Annotated in this window: 15 protein-coding genes and 1 tRNA gene; 12 read left to right on the top strand and 4 right to left on the bottom strand. The window is 59.4% G+C overall.

Annotated features, from left to right (window positions below):
- Nucleotides 1-332: 332 nt before the first annotated feature.
- The 3 genes from acs to ACRWA7_RS27055 all read left to right on the top strand — a co-directional run bounded on the left by acs (nt 333) and on the right by ACRWA7_RS27055 (nt 4,821).
- The gene (gene acs / locus ACRWA7_RS27065) at nt 333-2,315 is read left to right on the top strand and encodes an acetate--CoA ligase (protein WP_438393414.1); all 1,983 of its coding nucleotides are present in this window, start codon (nt 333-335) and stop codon (nt 2,313-2,315) included.
- 138 nt (nt 2,316-2,453) lie between these two features.
- Complete coding sequence (locus ACRWA7_RS27060; RefSeq protein ID WP_060819158.1) at nt 2,454-2,795, top strand: DUF4212 domain-containing protein; 342 nt, start codon at nt 2,454-2,456, stop codon at nt 2,793-2,795.
- 7 nt (nt 2,796-2,802) lie between these two features.
- Nucleotides 2,803-4,821, top strand: a complete 2,019-nt coding sequence (locus tag ACRWA7_RS27055) for a sodium:solute symporter family protein (protein WP_438393412.1) — start codon at nt 2,803-2,805, stop codon at nt 4,819-4,821.
- Between the two features lie 80 nt (nt 4,822-4,901).
- On the opposite strand, the gene ACRWA7_RS27050 is transcribed toward ACRWA7_RS27055, so the two are convergent.
- From ACRWA7_RS27050 to ACRWA7_RS27035, 4 genes are all read right to left on the bottom strand, one after another.
- Nucleotides 4,902-4,991, bottom strand: a tRNA-Ser gene (locus tag ACRWA7_RS27050).
- A gap of 137 nt (nt 4,992-5,128) precedes the next feature.
- Entirely contained in the window at nt 5,129-5,536 is a 408-nt protein-coding gene (locus ACRWA7_RS27045) for a PIN domain-containing protein (protein WP_438393411.1), read from the bottom strand.
- Nucleotides 5,529-5,762, bottom strand: a complete 234-nt coding sequence (locus tag ACRWA7_RS27040) for an AbrB/MazE/SpoVT family DNA-binding domain-containing protein (protein ID WP_438393409.1) — start codon at nt 5,760-5,762, stop codon at nt 5,529-5,531. The genes ACRWA7_RS27045 and ACRWA7_RS27040 overlap by 8 nt, the downstream gene beginning before the upstream one ends.
- Nucleotides 5,763-5,822: 60 nt before the next feature.
- Nucleotides 5,823-8,000: a malate synthase G gene (locus ACRWA7_RS27035; RefSeq protein WP_438393408.1), complete on the bottom strand. Its 2,178-nt coding sequence runs from the start codon at nt 7,998-8,000 to the stop codon at nt 5,823-5,825.
- A gap of 262 nt (nt 8,001-8,262) precedes the next feature.
- On the opposite strand from ACRWA7_RS27035, the gene ACRWA7_RS27030 reads away from it, so the two are divergent.
- The 9 genes from ACRWA7_RS27030 (at nt 8,263) to ccmC (ending at nt 15,577) form a co-directional block, all read left to right on the top strand.
- On the top strand, nt 8,263-8,967 hold the full coding sequence (locus tag ACRWA7_RS27030) for a glutathione S-transferase N-terminal domain-containing protein (protein WP_438393407.1): 705 nt from the start codon (nt 8,263-8,265) through the stop codon (nt 8,965-8,967).
- A gap of 326 nt (nt 8,968-9,293) precedes the next feature.
- The gene (locus tag ACRWA7_RS27025; RefSeq protein WP_438393406.1) at nt 9,294-9,452 is read left to right on the top strand and encodes a periplasmic nitrate reductase, NapE protein; all 159 of its coding nucleotides are present in this window, start codon (nt 9,294-9,296) and stop codon (nt 9,450-9,452) included.
- Nucleotides 9,453-9,504: 52 nt separating this feature from the next.
- Nucleotides 9,505-9,840 carry a chaperone NapD gene (locus tag ACRWA7_RS27020; protein ID WP_438393404.1) on the top strand — a complete coding sequence of 112 codons (336 nt, stop codon included), beginning with the start codon at nt 9,505-9,507 and terminating at the stop codon, nt 9,838-9,840.
- The gene (napA, locus tag ACRWA7_RS27015) at nt 9,812-12,316 is read left to right on the top strand and encodes a periplasmic nitrate reductase subunit alpha (RefSeq protein ID WP_438393402.1); all 2,505 of its coding nucleotides are present in this window, start codon (nt 9,812-9,814) and stop codon (nt 12,314-12,316) included. The genes ACRWA7_RS27020 and napA overlap by 29 nt, the downstream gene beginning before the upstream one ends.
- 49 nt (nt 12,317-12,365) lie before the next feature.
- Nucleotides 12,366-12,842, top strand: coding sequence for a nitrate reductase cytochrome c-type subunit (locus ACRWA7_RS27010; RefSeq protein ID WP_438396798.1), 477 nt, complete (start codon nt 12,366-12,368; stop codon nt 12,840-12,842).
- A 9-nt stretch (nt 12,843-12,851) separates the two neighbouring features.
- Nucleotides 12,852-13,466, top strand: a complete 615-nt coding sequence (locus tag ACRWA7_RS27005) for a NapC/NirT family cytochrome c (protein WP_438393401.1) — start codon at nt 12,852-12,854, stop codon at nt 13,464-13,466.
- A 7-nt stretch (nt 13,467-13,473) separates the two neighbouring features.
- Complete coding sequence (ccmA, locus tag ACRWA7_RS27000; protein ID WP_438393399.1) at nt 13,474-14,184, top strand: cytochrome c biogenesis heme-transporting ATPase CcmA; 711 nt, start codon at nt 13,474-13,476, stop codon at nt 14,182-14,184.
- Nucleotides 14,172-14,840, top strand: a complete 669-nt coding sequence (gene ccmB, locus ACRWA7_RS26995; protein ID WP_438393397.1) for a heme exporter protein CcmB — start codon at nt 14,172-14,174, stop codon at nt 14,838-14,840. The genes ccmA and ccmB overlap by 13 nt, the downstream gene beginning before the upstream one ends.
- 20 nt (nt 14,841-14,860) lie before the next feature.
- Nucleotides 14,861-15,577 (top strand): heme ABC transporter permease CcmC, encoded by a 717-nt coding sequence (gene ccmC / locus ACRWA7_RS26990; RefSeq protein ID WP_438393395.1) that lies wholly within the window; start codon nt 14,861-14,863, stop codon nt 15,575-15,577.
- Nucleotides 15,578-15,592 lie beyond the last annotated feature (15 nt).

Below are 15,592 nucleotides of genomic sequence, written 5' to 3'. Positions count from 1 at the left end.
GGCGCCCGCTTGCAAAGGGCATCATTGCATGGGTGCGGCTAGCCACGCATTGTAAAAGCGCCGGCGACTACGTGTATACCCCGTGGGCTTTGAGCGCATTGCGTAAGTAGCGGGTAAGCCGCGCGGCTTATCTTCGCCAATGAGGCATTCATGGCGCGTTTGAGCGAGCATGCTGCGCCGCATCGAAGGCCATGCGGGCAGCAACCATATGCATGTACCGGAGACGCGGCATACGTTCATACGACGTATGCCGTACAAACACAGCGGCTAAGAATGGAGCCCCGGCTCCCGCGCCGTGATTTTCAGATTCACCATCAAAGAAGGGGTTGTCGATGTCCGCGATTGAATCCGTACTTCAGGAACGCCGTATTTTCCCGCCATCGGCCAAAGCGTCCGAAGGCGCCGCGATTTCCGGCATGGACGCTTACAAGGCCTTGACGTCCGAGGCCGAGCGCGATTACGAAGGCTTCTGGGCGCGGCTCGCGCGTGAAACGCTGAGCTGGCACAAGCCGTTCGAGACCGTCCTCGACGAATCCAATGCGCCGTTCTTCAAGTGGTTCGAGGACGGCGAGATCAACGCGTCGTACAACTGCATCGACCGGCATGTGGAAGCGGGCAACGGCGAGAAGCGCGCAATCATTTTCGAGGCCGACGACGGCACGGTCACCAACGTCACGTACCAGGACTTGCTGCAGCGCGTAAGCCGCTTCGCCAATGCGCTGAAAAAGCGCGGCGTGAAGAAGGGCGATCGCGTGGTCATCTACATGCCGATGTCCATAGAAGGCGTCGTCGCCATGCAGGCGTGCGCGCGTATTGGCGCCACGCACTCGGTGGTCTTCGGCGGGTTCTCGTCGAAGTCGCTCAACGAACGGCTTGTCGACGTGGGCGCGGTTGCGCTCATCACCGCCGACGAACAGATGCGCGGCGGCAAGGCATTGCCGCTCAAGAACATCGCCGACGAAGCCATCGCCGCCGGCGGCTGCGAAGCGGTGAAAAGCGTGATCGTGTACAGGCGCACGGGCGGCAAGACGCAATGGCACGAAGGGCGCGACGTGTGGATGCATGAGCTTGTCGAGCATGAATCCGACACGTGCGAACCGGAATGGGTCAGCGCCGAACATCCGCTTTTCATCCTTTACACGTCCGGCTCAACAGGCAAGCCGAAGGGCGTGCAGCACAGCACGGGCGGTCTGCTGCTGTGGGCGGCGCAGACCATGAAGTGGACCTTTGACGCGAAGCCCGACGACATCTTCTGGTGCACGGCGGACATCGGCTGGATCACCGGGCATAGCTACATTGCATACGGACCAACCGCGATAGGCGCGACGCAGATCGTGTTCGAAGGCGTGCCCACGTACCCGAATGCAGGACGCTTCTGGGACATGATCGCCCGGCACAAGGTCACGATCTTCTACACCGCGCCGACCGCGATCCGCTCGCTGATCAAAGCTGCGGAAGCCGACGCGAAGGTTCATCCGAAAAGCTTCGATCTGTCGACGCTGCGCATTCTCGGCACCGTCGGCGAGCCGATCAATCCCGAAGCGTGGATGTGGTATCACGAGAACGTGGGCGGCGGGCAATGTCCTATTGTCGATACCTGGTGGCAGACCGAAACCGGTGGCCACATGATCACGCCGCTGCCGGGCGCAACGCCGCTCGTACCGGGTTCATGCACGTTGCCGCTGCCGGGCATCATGGCCGCTGTCGTGGATGAAACCGGTCAGGACGTGCCAAACGGACAGGGCGGAATTCTGGTGATCAAGCGGCCGTGGCCGTCGGCGCTGCGCACGGTGTGGGGAGACCCCGATCGCTTCAAGAAGAGCTACTTCCCGGAAGAGCTTGGCGGGACGCTGTACCTCGCTGGCGACGGCGCCGTGCGCGACAAGGAAACAGGCTACTTCACGATCATGGGCCGTATAGACGACGTGCTGAACGTCTCCGGTCACCGGCTTGGAACCATGGAGATCGAGTCGGCGCTCGTATCGAACCCCATTGTTGCGGAAGCGGCCGTGGTGGGCCGTCCCGACGATACAACCGGCGAAGCAGTATGCGCGTTTGTCGTGCTGAAACGCTCGCGTCCGGAAGGCGACGAAGCCAAGAAGATCGCAAACGAATTGCGCGCCTGGGTCGCGAAGGAAATTGGTCCGATCGCAAAACCGAAGGACATTCGTTTCGGCGAAAATCTTCCAAAGACACGTTCGGGAAAGATCATGCGGCGTTTGCTGCGCTCGCTCGCGAAGGACGAGGAGATAACGCAGGACGTATCGACCCTGGAGAACCCCGCGATCCTCGATCAACTCGGCGAAGCGCATTGAGTTTCTTCGAGTACTATCTGTTTTGAACGAGCGGCTCCCTTTTTCAGGGAGCCGTTTTTGTATCCACTTTTGTAGTTCGCCGCCACGAATAATGTCGATCCCGATTGCCGCTTTTCCAAGCATTTGGTAGATAAGCACATGCCTTCGACGCCACCGTCCGTGAGTCTCCCGCAGCCGCCGCCCGTGACGGCGGAAATGGCGTGCGCGCATCGGGTGTACTGGCGGACAAACCTCGCGTTGATATCGGTGCTGATGCTGATTGGCTTCGTGGTCTCGTTCGGCGTCCCGCTGATGGCGGCGCGCCTGGCGAACGTGCGGTTCGCCGGTTTTCCGCTGCCGTTCTACTTCGGCGCGCAAGGCGCGATCCTCGTGTATGTGGCGTTGATTGTCGTGTATATCGTGCTGATGCAACTCGCCGATGCACGTCTGCGGCGCACGCTCGCGGCTTTGGCGCAAACGCCGGTTGCATCGACGCCATGATCCTTCAATGAAGCTCAACCATCGCCTGATCCGCGCCTACGCGCTCTACACGCTCGGTTTCTTCGCGTTCATTTACGTGATGACGCGCATCGAGCGCGTGACCGGACCGGGCATGTGGATTGGCTATGTGTTTCTGTTCGTGCCGATCGCCGTGTACGCCGTGATTGGTTTGTTATCGCGCACGTCGGATCTTGTCGAGTATTACGTCGCGGGGCGGCGCGTGCCGTCGGCGTTCAACGGCATGGCGACGGCTGCGGACTGGTTGTCGGCGGCGTCGTTTATCGGGCTGGCCGGTTCCATCTATGCAACTGGTTACGACGGCCTGGCGTACATGATGGGCTGGACCGGCGGCTATTGCCTCGTCGCGTTCCTGCTCGCGCCATATGTGCGCAAGCTCGCGCGCTACACCATCCCCGATTTCCTCGGCACGCGCTTTTCCAGCAACCTCGTGCGCGGCATTGCGGCGTTCGCGGCCATCTTGTGTTCGTTCGTTTATCTGGTCGCGCAGATTCAGGGCATCGGGCTGATCGCGTCGCGGTTTATCGGCATTGATTTCGCCATCGGGATTTTCTGCGGGCTTGCGGGCATTCTTGTGTGCTCGTTCCTTGGCGGCATGCGCGCCGTGACGTGGACGCAAGTCGCGCAGTACATCATCTTGATCAGCGCCATGCTGATTCCCGTTTCGATGATCGCGCATCGCGAAGGGCTCGGCTGGCTGCCGCAACTTTCATATGGACACCTGCTTGAGCGCGTTGAATCACTTGAGCGTCGGATCGCAAACTCGCCCGAGGAAGCCAAGGTCCGCGACGACTACAGGCGGCAAGCGCAGCAGATTCAGGCGCAGATCGATCAACTGCCGGCGTCGTTTCATACGGAACAGGCCCGTCTTACCGACGAAATAACGGAACTGCGCCGGCGCAACGGTCCGTTGCGCGATATCAGCGAGCGCGAGCGGGAACTGGCTTCGTTTCCCAAGGATGCGGCCGACGCTGGCATTCGATGGGCGCGCGAGCGCGACGCCATGCTGGAGCGCGCCGCGCCACCGGTTCCCGCGGCCCAGGCGTTCCCTCCTTCGGACGATGAAAACGCGCGGTTGCATCGGCGCAATTTTTTGTCCTTGTTGCTGTGTCTCTCGCTTGGCACGGCGAGTTTGCCGCATATCCTGACGCGCTATAACACGACGACGTCGGTTGCGTCGGCGCGGCGTTCCGTTGGCTGGACGCTGTTTTTTGTCGCGTTGTTCTATGTCACCGTGCCCGTTCTCGCGGTCCTGATCAAGTATGAAATGCTTACGGGCATTGTTGGACACAAGTTCGCGGATCTGCCTACGTGGGTCATGCAATGGCGCAAGGTCGAGCCGTATCTGATCCGGATCAGCGATGTGAATGGCGATGGCATTGTGCGCTGGGCCGGCATTCAGATGCAGCCGGATATGGTCGTGCTCGCCGCGCCGGAGATTGCGGGCTTGCCATATGTGATGTCGGGGTTGATTGCGGCGGGGGCATTGGCCGCGGCGCTTTCCACGGCTGATGGTTTGCTGCTGACGATCGCGAATGCGCTTTCGCACGATGTGTATTACTGCATGGTCGACAAGAGCGCGAGCAGTCAGAGAAGGGTGACGATATCGAAGATATTGTTGCTTGGCGTTGCGTTGTTTGCTTCTTATGTGGCTTCGCTGAATACGGGGAATATTCTGTTCTTGGTGGGCGCCGCGTTTTCGCTGGCGGCTTCCGGGCTGTTTCCGGTGCTGGTGCTGGGCGTGTTCTGGAAACGCACGACCAAGCTCGGTGCGGTTTGCGGGATGCTGGCGGGGCTCGGAGTGTGTGTTTATTACATCGTTTCGACATATCCGTATTTCACGCACATCACGGGATTTTCGGGTGCGAGGTGGTTCGGGATCGAATCGATTAGTTCAGGCGTGTTTGGTGTCCCGGCGGGGTTTTTGGTGGCTTTGGTCGTGAGTGTGTTTGACCGGAAACCGGATGCTTATACGCGGGCGCTGGTGGATTACATCCGGCATCCGTGAGGCCGCCGAAACGCAAAAAACCGCGTCGGCAAGAGGCTCGATGCGGGTTTGGGTGTTGCTCGATTATGTGAAACGTATTCTGGCGGAGAGACGGGGATTCGAACCCCGGTTAGGTTTGACCCTAAACACGCTTTCCAGGCGTGCGACTTAAACCGCTCATCCATCTCTCCAGCAAGTCGCGGATTATAGCAAACTCGCGCGATCGTGCCAGCCCCTTGTGGAGAGAACTCTGCTGCAAACCCTGTATCCAGAAAAAATCATCAGGTCAGTGGTTGATCAATAACGAGAAAAGTATGGCCACGTCGACTCATGGGCTCGCCGCGAACGGATTAACAATCCGCAATGTCCCATCGACTACCAGTCCGTGTTGCATGTCCTCCGAATACAGCACGGTGCATCCGGCGAGAAGCGCGGCCGCTACGATCATCGAGTCATATACCGACAACCCGTAGCGTTCAGATATACGCCGACCGAAGTCATGCGCTTCCACAGTAAGCGGTTCCGTTATGCAAGCAGCGCGGATCGCATCCAGTACGTCGTTCGTCTCATCCCACGACATGCTCAACTTGCGACGCGTCACATTCGCAACCTCGTTGAGCACCTGGACGCTTATAAAACCACCTTCCGCCACCAAACCTTCAGCGCGATTTGCCTTGGTTGTATCGCTGGAAAGAAGATACAGAACAATATTGCTGTCCAGAAAGACTTTAGTCATTGCGATTGGCGTCGTCGCGGCTAAAGATAAAGTCGGCCGGTAAGCGACCGCGATATTGCCGCAATCGATCGAGCAGCTCGCGGGCAGTCGGTTTCTTCTTGATCTGGAATTGACGGGCGCCTGCAACGATGATTTCGATGTCGTCACCTTCATGAAGCTCAAGGGCCTCCACCACCATGGCAGGCAGACGGATTGCCAGGCTATTTCCCCACTTCGACACTTGCATGACGACCTCGCTAGATATACGTTTTTCAATTGTATATCAGCGAGGTCTCAAGGCAAATTTTTACCCACGCAACGCCTTCACTTCCAACCGGAACTTGTGCAACAACGGTTCCGTATAACCGCTCGGCTGCGCGCGCCCTTCAAACACCAGCGCCTTCGCCGCCTTGAAAGCCAGCGACGTTTCGAAGTGCCCGGCCATCGGCTGGTAATACGGATCGCCTTCGTTCTGCGCGTCCACCACCTTGGCCATGCGCTCGAACGTCTCGTTCACCAGCGCCTCCGAAACCACCCCGTGATACAGCCAGTTCGCAATATGCTGGCTCGAGATCCGCAGCGTTGCGCGGTCTTCCATCAGGCCGATATCGTGGATATCCGGCACCTTCGAACATCCCACGCCCTGGTCCACCCAGCGCACCACGTACCCCAGAATCCCTTGCGCGTTGTTCTCGATTTCCTGGCGAATCTCGGTATCGGACCACTGGGCCTTTTCAACGACCGGAATCGTCAGCAGCCCGTCGAGCATCGCATCGCGCGCGCTGTCGTACCCGGTCTTCTCCAGCTCTTGCTGCACGGCCTGGACGTCGACTTGATGGTAATGCAGCGCGTGCAGCGTAGCTGCGGTCGGCGAAGGCACCCACGCCGTGTTCGCGCCGGCCTTCGGATGCGCAATCTTCTGCTCGAGCATGGCGTGCATGAGGTCGGGCATCGCCCACATGCCCTTGCCAATCTGGGCGCGCCCACGCAAGCCCGAACTCAACCCCGCGAGCACGTTGTTGCGCTCATACGCCGTGATCCATGCCGACGTTTTCATGTCGCCTTTTCGCATCATGGGACCGGCTTCCATGGCGCTGTGCATTTCGTCGCCGGTGCGATCGAGAAAGCCCGTGTTGATGAACGCCACGCGCGCCGATGCCGCTGCGATGCATGCCTGCAGGTTGACGCTCGTGCGCCGTTCCTCGTCCATGATGCCCATCTTGATGGTGTATCGCGGCAAGCCAAGCAGATCTTCGACACGGCCAAAAAGCTCATCGGAGAAGGCGACTTCAGCCGGTCCGTGCATCTTGGGCTTGACGATGTAAATCGATCCCGTGCGCGAATTGAGCTTGTTTTTCAGATCATGCAGGGCGCCAAGCGACGTCATCACGGCGTCGAGAATGCCCTCGGGAATCTCGTGGCCATCGCGATCGACAACGGCCGGATTGGTCATCAGGTGCCCGACGTTGCGAATGAACAGCAGCGAGCGGCCATGCAGCTTGACCGTGGAACCATCGGGCGCGGTGTATTCGCGATCCGCGTTCAGGCGGCGCGTGAAGGTCTTGCCGTTCTTCGTGACGTCCTCGGCGAGGTCGCCTTTCATGAGGCCGGTCCAGTTGCGGTAGAGCTGGACTTTATCTGCGGCGTCGACGGCAGCGACCGAATCCTCGCAATCGATGATCGTCGATACAGCCGCTTCCATCAGCACGTCCTTCACATGCGCGGCGTCGGTCTTGCCAATGGAATCCGCCGCGTCGATCTGGATCTCGAAGTGCAGGCCGTGGTGCTTGAGCAGGACGGCGGAAGGCGCGCTTGCTTCGCCCTGGAAGCCGATGAACTGTTCAGGAAACTTCAACGCCGACGAACCGTTTTTCAGCGTGACGGCGAGCTTGCCGCCTTCCACACGATACGCGGCGGCGTCGGCATGCGAGCCGTTTGCGAGCGGCGCGGATTCGTCAAGAAAGGCACGTGCGCGCGCAATGACCGCTGCGCCGCGAGCCGGGTTGAATTGCGCGGTGCGCTCAGCGCCGTTGGTGTCGGGAATGGCGTCGGTGCCATAGAGCGCGTCGTACAAACTGCCCCAGCGCGCGTTCGCCGCGTTGAGCGCATAACGCTGGTTCGAAAGCGGCACGACGAGTTGCGGGCCGGCCTGCGTGGCGATTTCCGTATCGATATTCTGCGTGGTCGCCTTCACGGCCGAACTTGCCGGCACGATATAACCAATGCCTTCCAGAAACCCGCGATACGCCTTCAAATCGCGCACTGGCCCAGGATTCGCGCGATGCCATTTATCCAGTTCCGTCTGCAGCCGGTCGCGCTCGGCAAGCAACGCGCGGTTCTTCGGCGCGAGGTCGTGAACGAGGGCATCGAAACCTTTCCAGAAGGTGTCGCTTTCAATGCCGACGCCCGAAAGCGCCTCATTGTCGACGTACTCGGCGAGCACGTTGGCAACCTGTAATCCGTTTCGCTTAATCATTTGACTCATGAGTATCTCCAGCTCTGTTTATATTCGTCGCGATGCAGCATTGTAGGTGCCATGTTAACGCTTCTTGAACCAGTCGGCCCGCTGGTAACGCAATCCGGGGCATGGAGGATCACCTCTACGGTCGCGCTGGCGCGCGGCGCCAAAAGACAAGTTCAGCCGAAATGACTATATTTGTCGGCCTGCCGCGCCGAAACAACCCGGATTAATCATGCAAGCGGCGCATCATTTCTGACCGGCCCGTGCTTTTGTCTAGAGGATATCCATGACCGATTTGTCCGCTTTCCCCGTCACAGCAAAATGGCCTGCGCAGCATCCCGACCGGATTCAGCTTTATTCGCTGCCAACGCCCAATGGCGTCAAGGTTTCGATCATGCTGGAGGAGACCGGCCTGCCGTACGAACCGCATCTGGTCAGCTTCGAGACCAGTGACCAGATGTCGCCGGCGTTTTTATCGTTGAATCCGAACAACAAGATTCCTGCGATCATCGATCCCGATGGTCCGGACGGCAAGCCGCTGGGGCTGTTCGAATCGGGCGCGATCCTGCTTTATCTCGCCGATAAATCCGGCCAGTTCATCCCGCAAGACGCCGCCGGCCGCTACCAAACGATCCAGTGGGTGATGTTCCAGATGGGCGGCATTGGTCCGATGTTCGGGCAACTTGGTTTCTTCAACAAATTCGCCGGCAAGGACTACGAAGACAAGCGTCCGCGGGATCGCTACGTGGCCGAATCAAAACGCTTGCTGGCCGTGGTCGAAGAGCGGCTCGTGGCCCGCAAGTGGATCATGGGCGACGACTACACCATCGCGGACATAGCGAGTTTCCCGTGGATTCGCAATCTGGTCGGTTTCTACGAAGCGGGCGAACTGGTGGATTTCGACAGTTTCCCGAACGTGAAACGCGCGCTGAACGCATTCGTAGCGCGGCCGGCGGTGGAAAAAGGATTGAACATTCCGAAGCGGGGCTGAAGCTTCCAAGTGAGCTTTCCTGAGGCGGCCGCTGCGCCGCCTCATTCACTACCGTTTCAATTAACCTCGCGCGCATTTTCAGGCAATGAATTTTTTAATGAAACGTAAAGCGTATTGATAATAAAAAATTTAAATTCAATAATTGCTTGCATCCCATGCGATGCATTGTTATTAAAATAAAAACTCAGAAATAGTCGGCTTTATCGTTCCTGCGATATCAAACAATAAACCGCTTGACGCTTTTCTCTCCTGCGCCAACAATCAATCCCACAGCAGCATCTCGAAAACACGGTTTTAATTGCGTGTCTTATCACGGCGCCATAATCATGACAGAAACCGAAACGTCCCTTCGAAAAACCGAGGAACTGCGCAGCTTCCTGTTCCTGACCATCGTCATGGTTCCGGTGCTCACCATTGTGTTTGTAGCTATTTACGGTTTCGCGGTCTGGTTTTATCAAATGCTGATTGGCGGTCCGCCTCACTGACTTATTCGCGAATCTATTGGTTTGACGTTACACAACGACAGGAGTCGGGGTTATGTCTGCGCGACTGAAAAATGCATTCGTCGAAATGGCTTTAATCTCAGAGGCACATATTGCGGGCATCGTCGTGCACGCGAGTAAATCGAATATCGAAAAAATCAGGCAGGCCATTTCAACGTTGCCCGGTTCCGAGATTCACGCAATCAGTCCGGAAGGGAAAATGGTCGTGACGCTCGAAGCCGGCCGGTCGGGGATTATCGCGGATCAGATAAAAGCCATCAGCGCGTTGCCGGGCGTTTATTCGGCATCGCTGGTTTATCAGCATCACGAAGACGTCGCAGCGCTTGACGAGGAGATTCGCGATGAGCCTGACGCGTCGAAGCTTTATTAAACAGACGGCCGCCGCCACGGCTGCATCGGCGGCGGGCATGGCGTTGCCTGCGTTCGCCACGGGTGCGGACAGGCTGCTTGGCACCGTATCGGATACCGAAGTCACGTGGTCGAAGGCGCCGTGCAGGTTCTGCGGAACCGGCTGCGGCGTAAGCGTGGGGGTCAAAGGCGGGAAGGTGGTCGCGACCCAGGGCGACCCGCAAGCGGAAGTGAATCGCGGGCTGAACTGTGTGAAGGGCTATTTCCTTTCCAAGATCATGTACGGCGAGGACCGTCTGACCACACCGCTGTTGCGCATGAAAGACGGCAAGTATGCAAAGGACGGCGAGTTCACGCCCGTCTCGTGGGACCAGGCGTTTGCCACGATGGCCGCACAGTTCAAGCGCGTGCTGAAAGAGAAGGGTCCCACGGCCGTTGGCATGTTTGGCTCGGGACAGTGGACGGTGTTCGAAGGCTACGCGGCGGTCAAACTCATGAAGGCGGGCTTTCGCACGAACAATCTCGATCCGAACGCGCGGCACTGCATGGCCTCGGCGGTGACGGGTTTCATGCGCACGTTCGGCATGGACGAGCCGATGGGCTGTTATGACGACATCGAACAGGCCGATGCGTTCGTGTTGTGGGGGTCGAACATGTCGGAGATGCATCCGATCCTCTGGACCCGGGTGACCGACCGCAAGATGAGCTTCCCAAAGACGAAAGTCGCGGTGCTGTCCACATTCGAGCATCGCAGTTTCGATCTTGCGGACTACAGAATGATCTTTACGCCGCAATCGGACCTGGCCATTCTGAATTACATCGCGAATGTGATCATCAAGACGAATCGCGTGAACAAGGACTTCGTTGGCAAGCATGTGAGCTTCAAGCAAGGCAATGCGGACATTGGCTACGGTCTTCGCCCCGGGCATCCGCTGCAAAAGGCCGCGAAGAATGCGGGCGATCCGGCCGGCGCGAAGCCAATCGACTTCGATACCTTCGCGCGTTTTGTTTCGAAGTACGACGCCGATTACGTGACGAAATTATCCGGGGTATCGAAGGTGAAGCTCGATCAACTGGCCGAACTGTACGCGGACCCGAAGATCAAGGTGATGTCGTTCTGGACCATGGGTTTCAACCAGCACACGCGCGGCACGTGGGCGAACAACATGATCTACAACCTGCATCTGCTGACAGGCAAGATCGCGACGCCCGGCAACAGTCCGTTTTCGCTCACGGGGCAGCCGTCGGCGTGTGGAACGGCGCGTGAGGTCGGAACGTTTTCGCATCGGCTTCCGGCGGACATGGTGGTCACGAACCCCGAGCACCGGGAGCATGCGGAGCAAATCTGGAAGCTGCCGGCAGGGACAATCGAGCCCAAGCCCGGCTATCACGCGGTGCTGCAGAACCGAATGCTGAAGGACGGCAAGCTGAATGCTTACTGGGTCATGTGCAACAACAACGTCCAAGCGGGTGCGAACCTCAACGAAGAGATCCTGCCGGGATATCGGAATCCCGATAACTTCATCGTGGTGTCCGACGTCTATCCGACCGCAACCGCTGTTTCCGCCGACCTGATCCTGCCTGCTGCAATGTGGGTCGAAAAAGAGGGCGCCTATGGCAATGCCGAGCGGCGCACGCAGTTCTGGCATCAACTCGTCAATGCACCCAACGGCGCGCGCTCGGATCTCTGGCAACTCGTGGAATTCTCGAAGCACTTCAAGGTCGAGGAAGTCTGGCCGGCGGAACTGATTGCCCGCAAGCCCGAACTAAAAGGCAAGACGCTCTATGACGTGCTTTTCCGCAACGGCCAGGTCGACAAGTATTCGCTGAAGGAAACGAGCGCCCATTACGAAAACAGTGAAGCAAAGGCCTTTGGCTTCTATCTGCAAAAAGGTCTCTTCGAGGAATACGCGAGTTTCGGCCGGGGACATGGCCACGACCTCGCGCCTTTCGACGCCTATCACGAGGCGCGTGGTCTGCGCTGGCCGGTCGTGGATGGCAAGGAGACGCGCTGGCGCTACAAGGAGGGCTCGGACCCCTACGTGAAGGCGGGAACGGGCTATCAGTTCTACGGCAACAAGGACGGACGCGCGGTGGTGTTCGCGCTGCCTTACGAACCGCCGCCGGAGCCGCCGGACAAGGAGTTTCCGTTCTGGCTGGCAACGGGACGCGTGCTCGAACACTGGCACTCGGGGTCCATGACGCGGCGCGTGCCGGAGTTGTATCGGGCGTTTCCGAACGCCGTGTGTTTCATGCATCCGGACGACGCCCGGGCGCTCGGCCTGCGGCGCGGTGTCGAGGTCAAGGTGATGTCACGGCGTGGTTTTATTCGCACGCGTATCGAGACGCGTGGCCGCGACAAACCTCCGCGCGGTCTCGTGTTCATCCCGTGGTTCGACGCGAGCCAACTGGTCAACAAGCTGACGCTGGACGCGACCGATCCAATCTCGCTTCAGACCGACTACAAGAAGTGCGCAGTCAAGATCGTCAAGGTCTGAGGAGGCAGCCATGCGATCGATACGTGTAATGAGCGTGGTGAATGCGGTCATGACCGCAAGCCTGTTTCTGTTTTCGCAAGGAGCACCGGCGCAGCCGGTGATTCCCGCCGAACCGTTTCATGACGCCCTGCGCGGCACGACGCCTCTGGACGAAGAGGCGAAACCGCCGTTGATTGCTCCAACCGAAAATAAGGATGTCATCCGTGGCCGCGCCTATGCACAGCAGCCGCCGACGATCCCGCACAAGATCGACGGCTATCAACTCGACAAGGACGCCAACCGCTGTCTCGCGTGCCACGCGAGGAGCCGCGCGGCGGATAGCGCAGCGGTGCCCATCGGCATATCCCACTACCTCACCCGAGACAATGCCACGCTCGGAAGTCTCTCGCCGAGGCGCTATTTCTGCACGCAGTGTCATGTCACGCAAGCCGATGCGAAGCCGCTCGTTGGCAACACGTTCACGGACGTGGAAGATGTGCGCACCGCGCCCGGGCCTTCCGCGCCGCAGCCGGCCGGCAAGAAGTAGGAGCGCGCGATGTTCGGCCTGATCAAGCGTTACTGGAAAACCATCAACCGCCCAAGCACCTACTACAGCCTGGGTTTCCTGACGCTTGGCGGCTTTGTTGCGGGCGTGGTGTTCTGGGGTGCATTCAACACGGCGCTCGAAATGACGAGTACCGAGGCGTTCTGCACGGGTTGCCACGAGATGCACGACAACACGTTTGCCGAACTGAAAACCACGATCCACTACAGCAATCGCAGCGGCGTGCGGGCAATCTGTTCGGACTGCCATGTACCTCACAACTGGACGGACAAGATCGCAAGAAAGATGCAGGCGTCAAAGGAAGTGTGGGCAAAGGTGTTCGGCACGGTCGACACGCGCGAGAAGTTCCAGGACAAGCGGCTGGAACTCGCCGAGCATGAATGGCGCAGGTTCAAGGCCAACAACTCGCTGGAATGCCGGAACTGCCACTCCTTCGAGTCGATGGATTTCACGCGCCAGAGTCCGCGCGCGCAAAACGCACACCAGCGCTTTCTTGCGACGGGCGAGAAGACCTGTATCGATTGTCACAAGGGCATTGCACACGAACTGCCGAACATGACGCAGGCAATGCAGGATGAACAGTTGCGCGAAGCGCGTTCAAAGTGAGGGCACCATGACGAATCAAGATCTGTTTTTCACATCGGATATGACGTCGGAACGCGATTCGCGAAATCGCGGCAACGCGCTGTTGTCCGTCGATAAGCTCGGCTTCGACCGTGCCGGAGAAATGCTTTTCAGTAACGTCGCTTTCGACGTGGACGCGGGTCAGGTGCTGCAGATCCACGGTCCAAACGGCAGCGGCAAGACCACGTTGCTGCGCGTGCTGGCGGGACTCCTGCGGCCAAGCGCGGGGACCATCCGGTGGCGCGGCAGGGACGCTCACGCACATCCCGAATCATGGCGGCAGTCGCTTGCGTATCTCGGGCATTTGAACGGCATCAGCGACGAACTCACCGCCGCTGAAAACCTGGCCTTCAGCGCCGTGTTGGGCGAAGTCGCGGAAGAGCGTGTGGAAGTCGAAGAAGCTGCGCTCAAGAGCGTGGGGCTCGACCGGTATCGGCATGCAATCGTGCGGGGGTTGTCGCAGGGACAGAAACGCCGGCTCGCCATCTCGCGGCTGCTGCTCGAACACAAACCGCTGTGGCTGCTCGACGAGCCTGCCGCCGCGCTCGACGAAGAATCGTCCGGCGTGCTCGAGGACGTCATCAAGGGGCATCTGGAACGTGGCGGGATCGTGCTGATGACCACGCACAGGCTGATTACGACGTCGCCCTCGGCCACGCGCAATCTCTACTTCGAACCGAGCGGCCGATGCTCAGACTGACCGCGCGCATTGTGCAACGCGAACTCGCCTTGACGTGGCGAAGGCGCACGTCGGCGCTCGGCTGCCTGCTGTTTTTCGTGATCGCGGCGAGTCTGTTTCCATTGGCGCTCGGCGCTGATCCCGCGTTGCTGCAAGCAGTCGCGCCAGGTGTGTTGTGGGTCACGGCGTTGTTCGCCGCCATGCTTTCGCTCGCGCGTTTGTTCGGCCCGGATTTCGCCGATGGCGCTCTCGACCAGATGCTGCTCTCGCCGCAATCATTGCTCGCGATGGTCATGGCAAAGATCGGCGCGCACTGGCTGACAAGCGGCTTTGCGCTGGTGCTGCTGGCGCCGGTCATGGCGCTTCAATATGGGCTTGCCTTCGACGCTGTCTGCCGTCTCACGCTCGCGTTGTTGATCGGTACGCCAGTGCTGAGCCTCATTGGTTCGATGGGCGCGGCGCTCACGCTCGGCGTGCGCGGTGGTGGCATGCTGCTCGCGGTGCTGGTGCTGCCGCTGGAAACGCCGGTGCTGATCTTTGGCGCCAACGCCGCCGATTCATCGCGAGCCGATGGATGGTCCGCGGCTAACTTTTCCCTGCTCGGCGCGGGCTTGTTGGCCGCGCTTGCGCTGTGTCCTGTCGCCACTGCTGCGGCACTGCGGATTTCCGCTGAATGAGCCCGACGAACGAGTCTGAAATGAATTCCACATTCGCTCAAACTGGCTGGTTGCGTTACGCGTCGCCCAAACCGTTTCATCGGCTGGCGGGAAAGATGATTCCCGGCTTTGCGATCGCGGCAATTCTCTTCGTGATGCCCGGCATTCATATTGCGTTGTTCGTCGCGCCCACCGACGCGGTTCAGGGTGACGTATATCGCATCATGTTCGTGCATGTGCCGGCTGCGTGGATGTCGATGCTGCTCTATGTCGTGATGGCCGCATACGCTGGACTCGGCCTCGTGCTCAACACACGGCTTTCCGCAATGATGGCGCGCGCCGTCGCGCCGACCGGCGCGCTCTTCACCGCGCTCGCGTTGATCTCCGGCGCGTTGTGGGGCCGTCCGACCTGGGGTGCGTGGTGGGTCTGGGACGCGCGGCTCACGTCCGAACTGATTCTGCTGTTCCTTTACCTGGGCTTCATCTCGCTGCATGGCGCGATCGACGACATCCGCCGCGCCGATCGCGCCTGCGCCGTGCTCGCGCTTGCAGGCGTGGTGAACGTTCCGGTCATCTACTTCTCGGTGCAGTGGTGGTACACGCTGCATCAGGGCGCGTCACTGTCTTTTGGCAGTGGCGTGTCCATGGATGCGTCGATGCTCGCTGGCATCCTGGTCATGACACTGGCGTTCTGGTGCTATGCCATCGCCGTCGTGCTCGTGCGGGTGCGGCGAATTATCGATGAACGGGAATCCTGATTAACAGAAGAAAGG

The sequence above is a fragment of the Caballeronia sp. DA-9 genome (genome assembly GCF_051615025.1).
GTDB classification, from domain to species: domain Bacteria; phylum Pseudomonadota; class Gammaproteobacteria; order Burkholderiales; family Burkholderiaceae; genus Caballeronia; species Caballeronia sordidicola.
The sequence above is the reverse complement of the archived record's forward strand: the minus strand, read 5'-3'. Positions and strand labels throughout refer to the sequence as shown.

Bases quoted from the DNA above. Each gene is read 5' to 3' on its own strand.
- acs (WP_438393414.1), top strand. From the start codon at position 333: ATGTCCGCGATTGAATCCGTACTTCAGGAACGCCGTATTTTCCCGCCA.
- ACRWA7_RS27060 (WP_060819158.1), top strand. From the start codon at position 2,454: ATGCCTTCGACGCCACCGTCCGTGAGTCTCCCGCAGCCGCCGCCCGTG.
- ACRWA7_RS27055 (WP_438393412.1), top strand. From the start codon at position 2,803: ATGAAGCTCAACCATCGCCTGATCCGCGCCTACGCGCTCTACACGCTC.
- ACRWA7_RS27045 (WP_438393411.1), bottom strand. From the start codon at position 5,536: ATGACTAAAGTCTTTCTGGACAGCAATATTGTTCTGTATCTTCTTTCC.
- ACRWA7_RS27040 (WP_438393409.1), bottom strand. From the start codon at position 5,762: ATGCAAGTGTCGAAGTGGGGAAATAGCCTGGCAATCCGTCTGCCTGCC.
- ACRWA7_RS27035 (WP_438393408.1), bottom strand. From the start codon at position 8,000: ATGAGTCAAATGATTAAGCGAAACGGATTACAGGTTGCCAACGTGCTC.
- ACRWA7_RS27030 (WP_438393407.1), top strand. From the start codon at position 8,263: ATGACCGATTTGTCCGCTTTCCCCGTCACAGCAAAATGGCCTGCGCAG.
- ACRWA7_RS27025 (WP_438393406.1), top strand. From the start codon at position 9,294: ATGACAGAAACCGAAACGTCCCTTCGAAAAACCGAGGAACTGCGCAGC.
- ACRWA7_RS27020 (WP_438393404.1), top strand. From the start codon at position 9,505: ATGTCTGCGCGACTGAAAAATGCATTCGTCGAAATGGCTTTAATCTCA.
- napA (WP_438393402.1), top strand. From the start codon at position 9,812: ATGAGCCTGACGCGTCGAAGCTTTATTAAACAGACGGCCGCCGCCACG.
- ACRWA7_RS27010 (WP_438396798.1), top strand. From the start codon at position 12,366: ATGACCGCAAGCCTGTTTCTGTTTTCGCAAGGAGCACCGGCGCAGCCG.
- ACRWA7_RS27005 (WP_438393401.1), top strand. From the start codon at position 12,852: ATGTTCGGCCTGATCAAGCGTTACTGGAAAACCATCAACCGCCCAAGC.
- ccmA (WP_438393399.1), top strand. From the start codon at position 13,474: ATGACGAATCAAGATCTGTTTTTCACATCGGATATGACGTCGGAACGC.
- ccmB (WP_438393397.1), top strand. From the start codon at position 14,172: ATGCTCAGACTGACCGCGCGCATTGTGCAACGCGAACTCGCCTTGACG.
- ccmC (WP_438393395.1), top strand. From the start codon at position 14,861: ATGAATTCCACATTCGCTCAAACTGGCTGGTTGCGTTACGCGTCGCCC.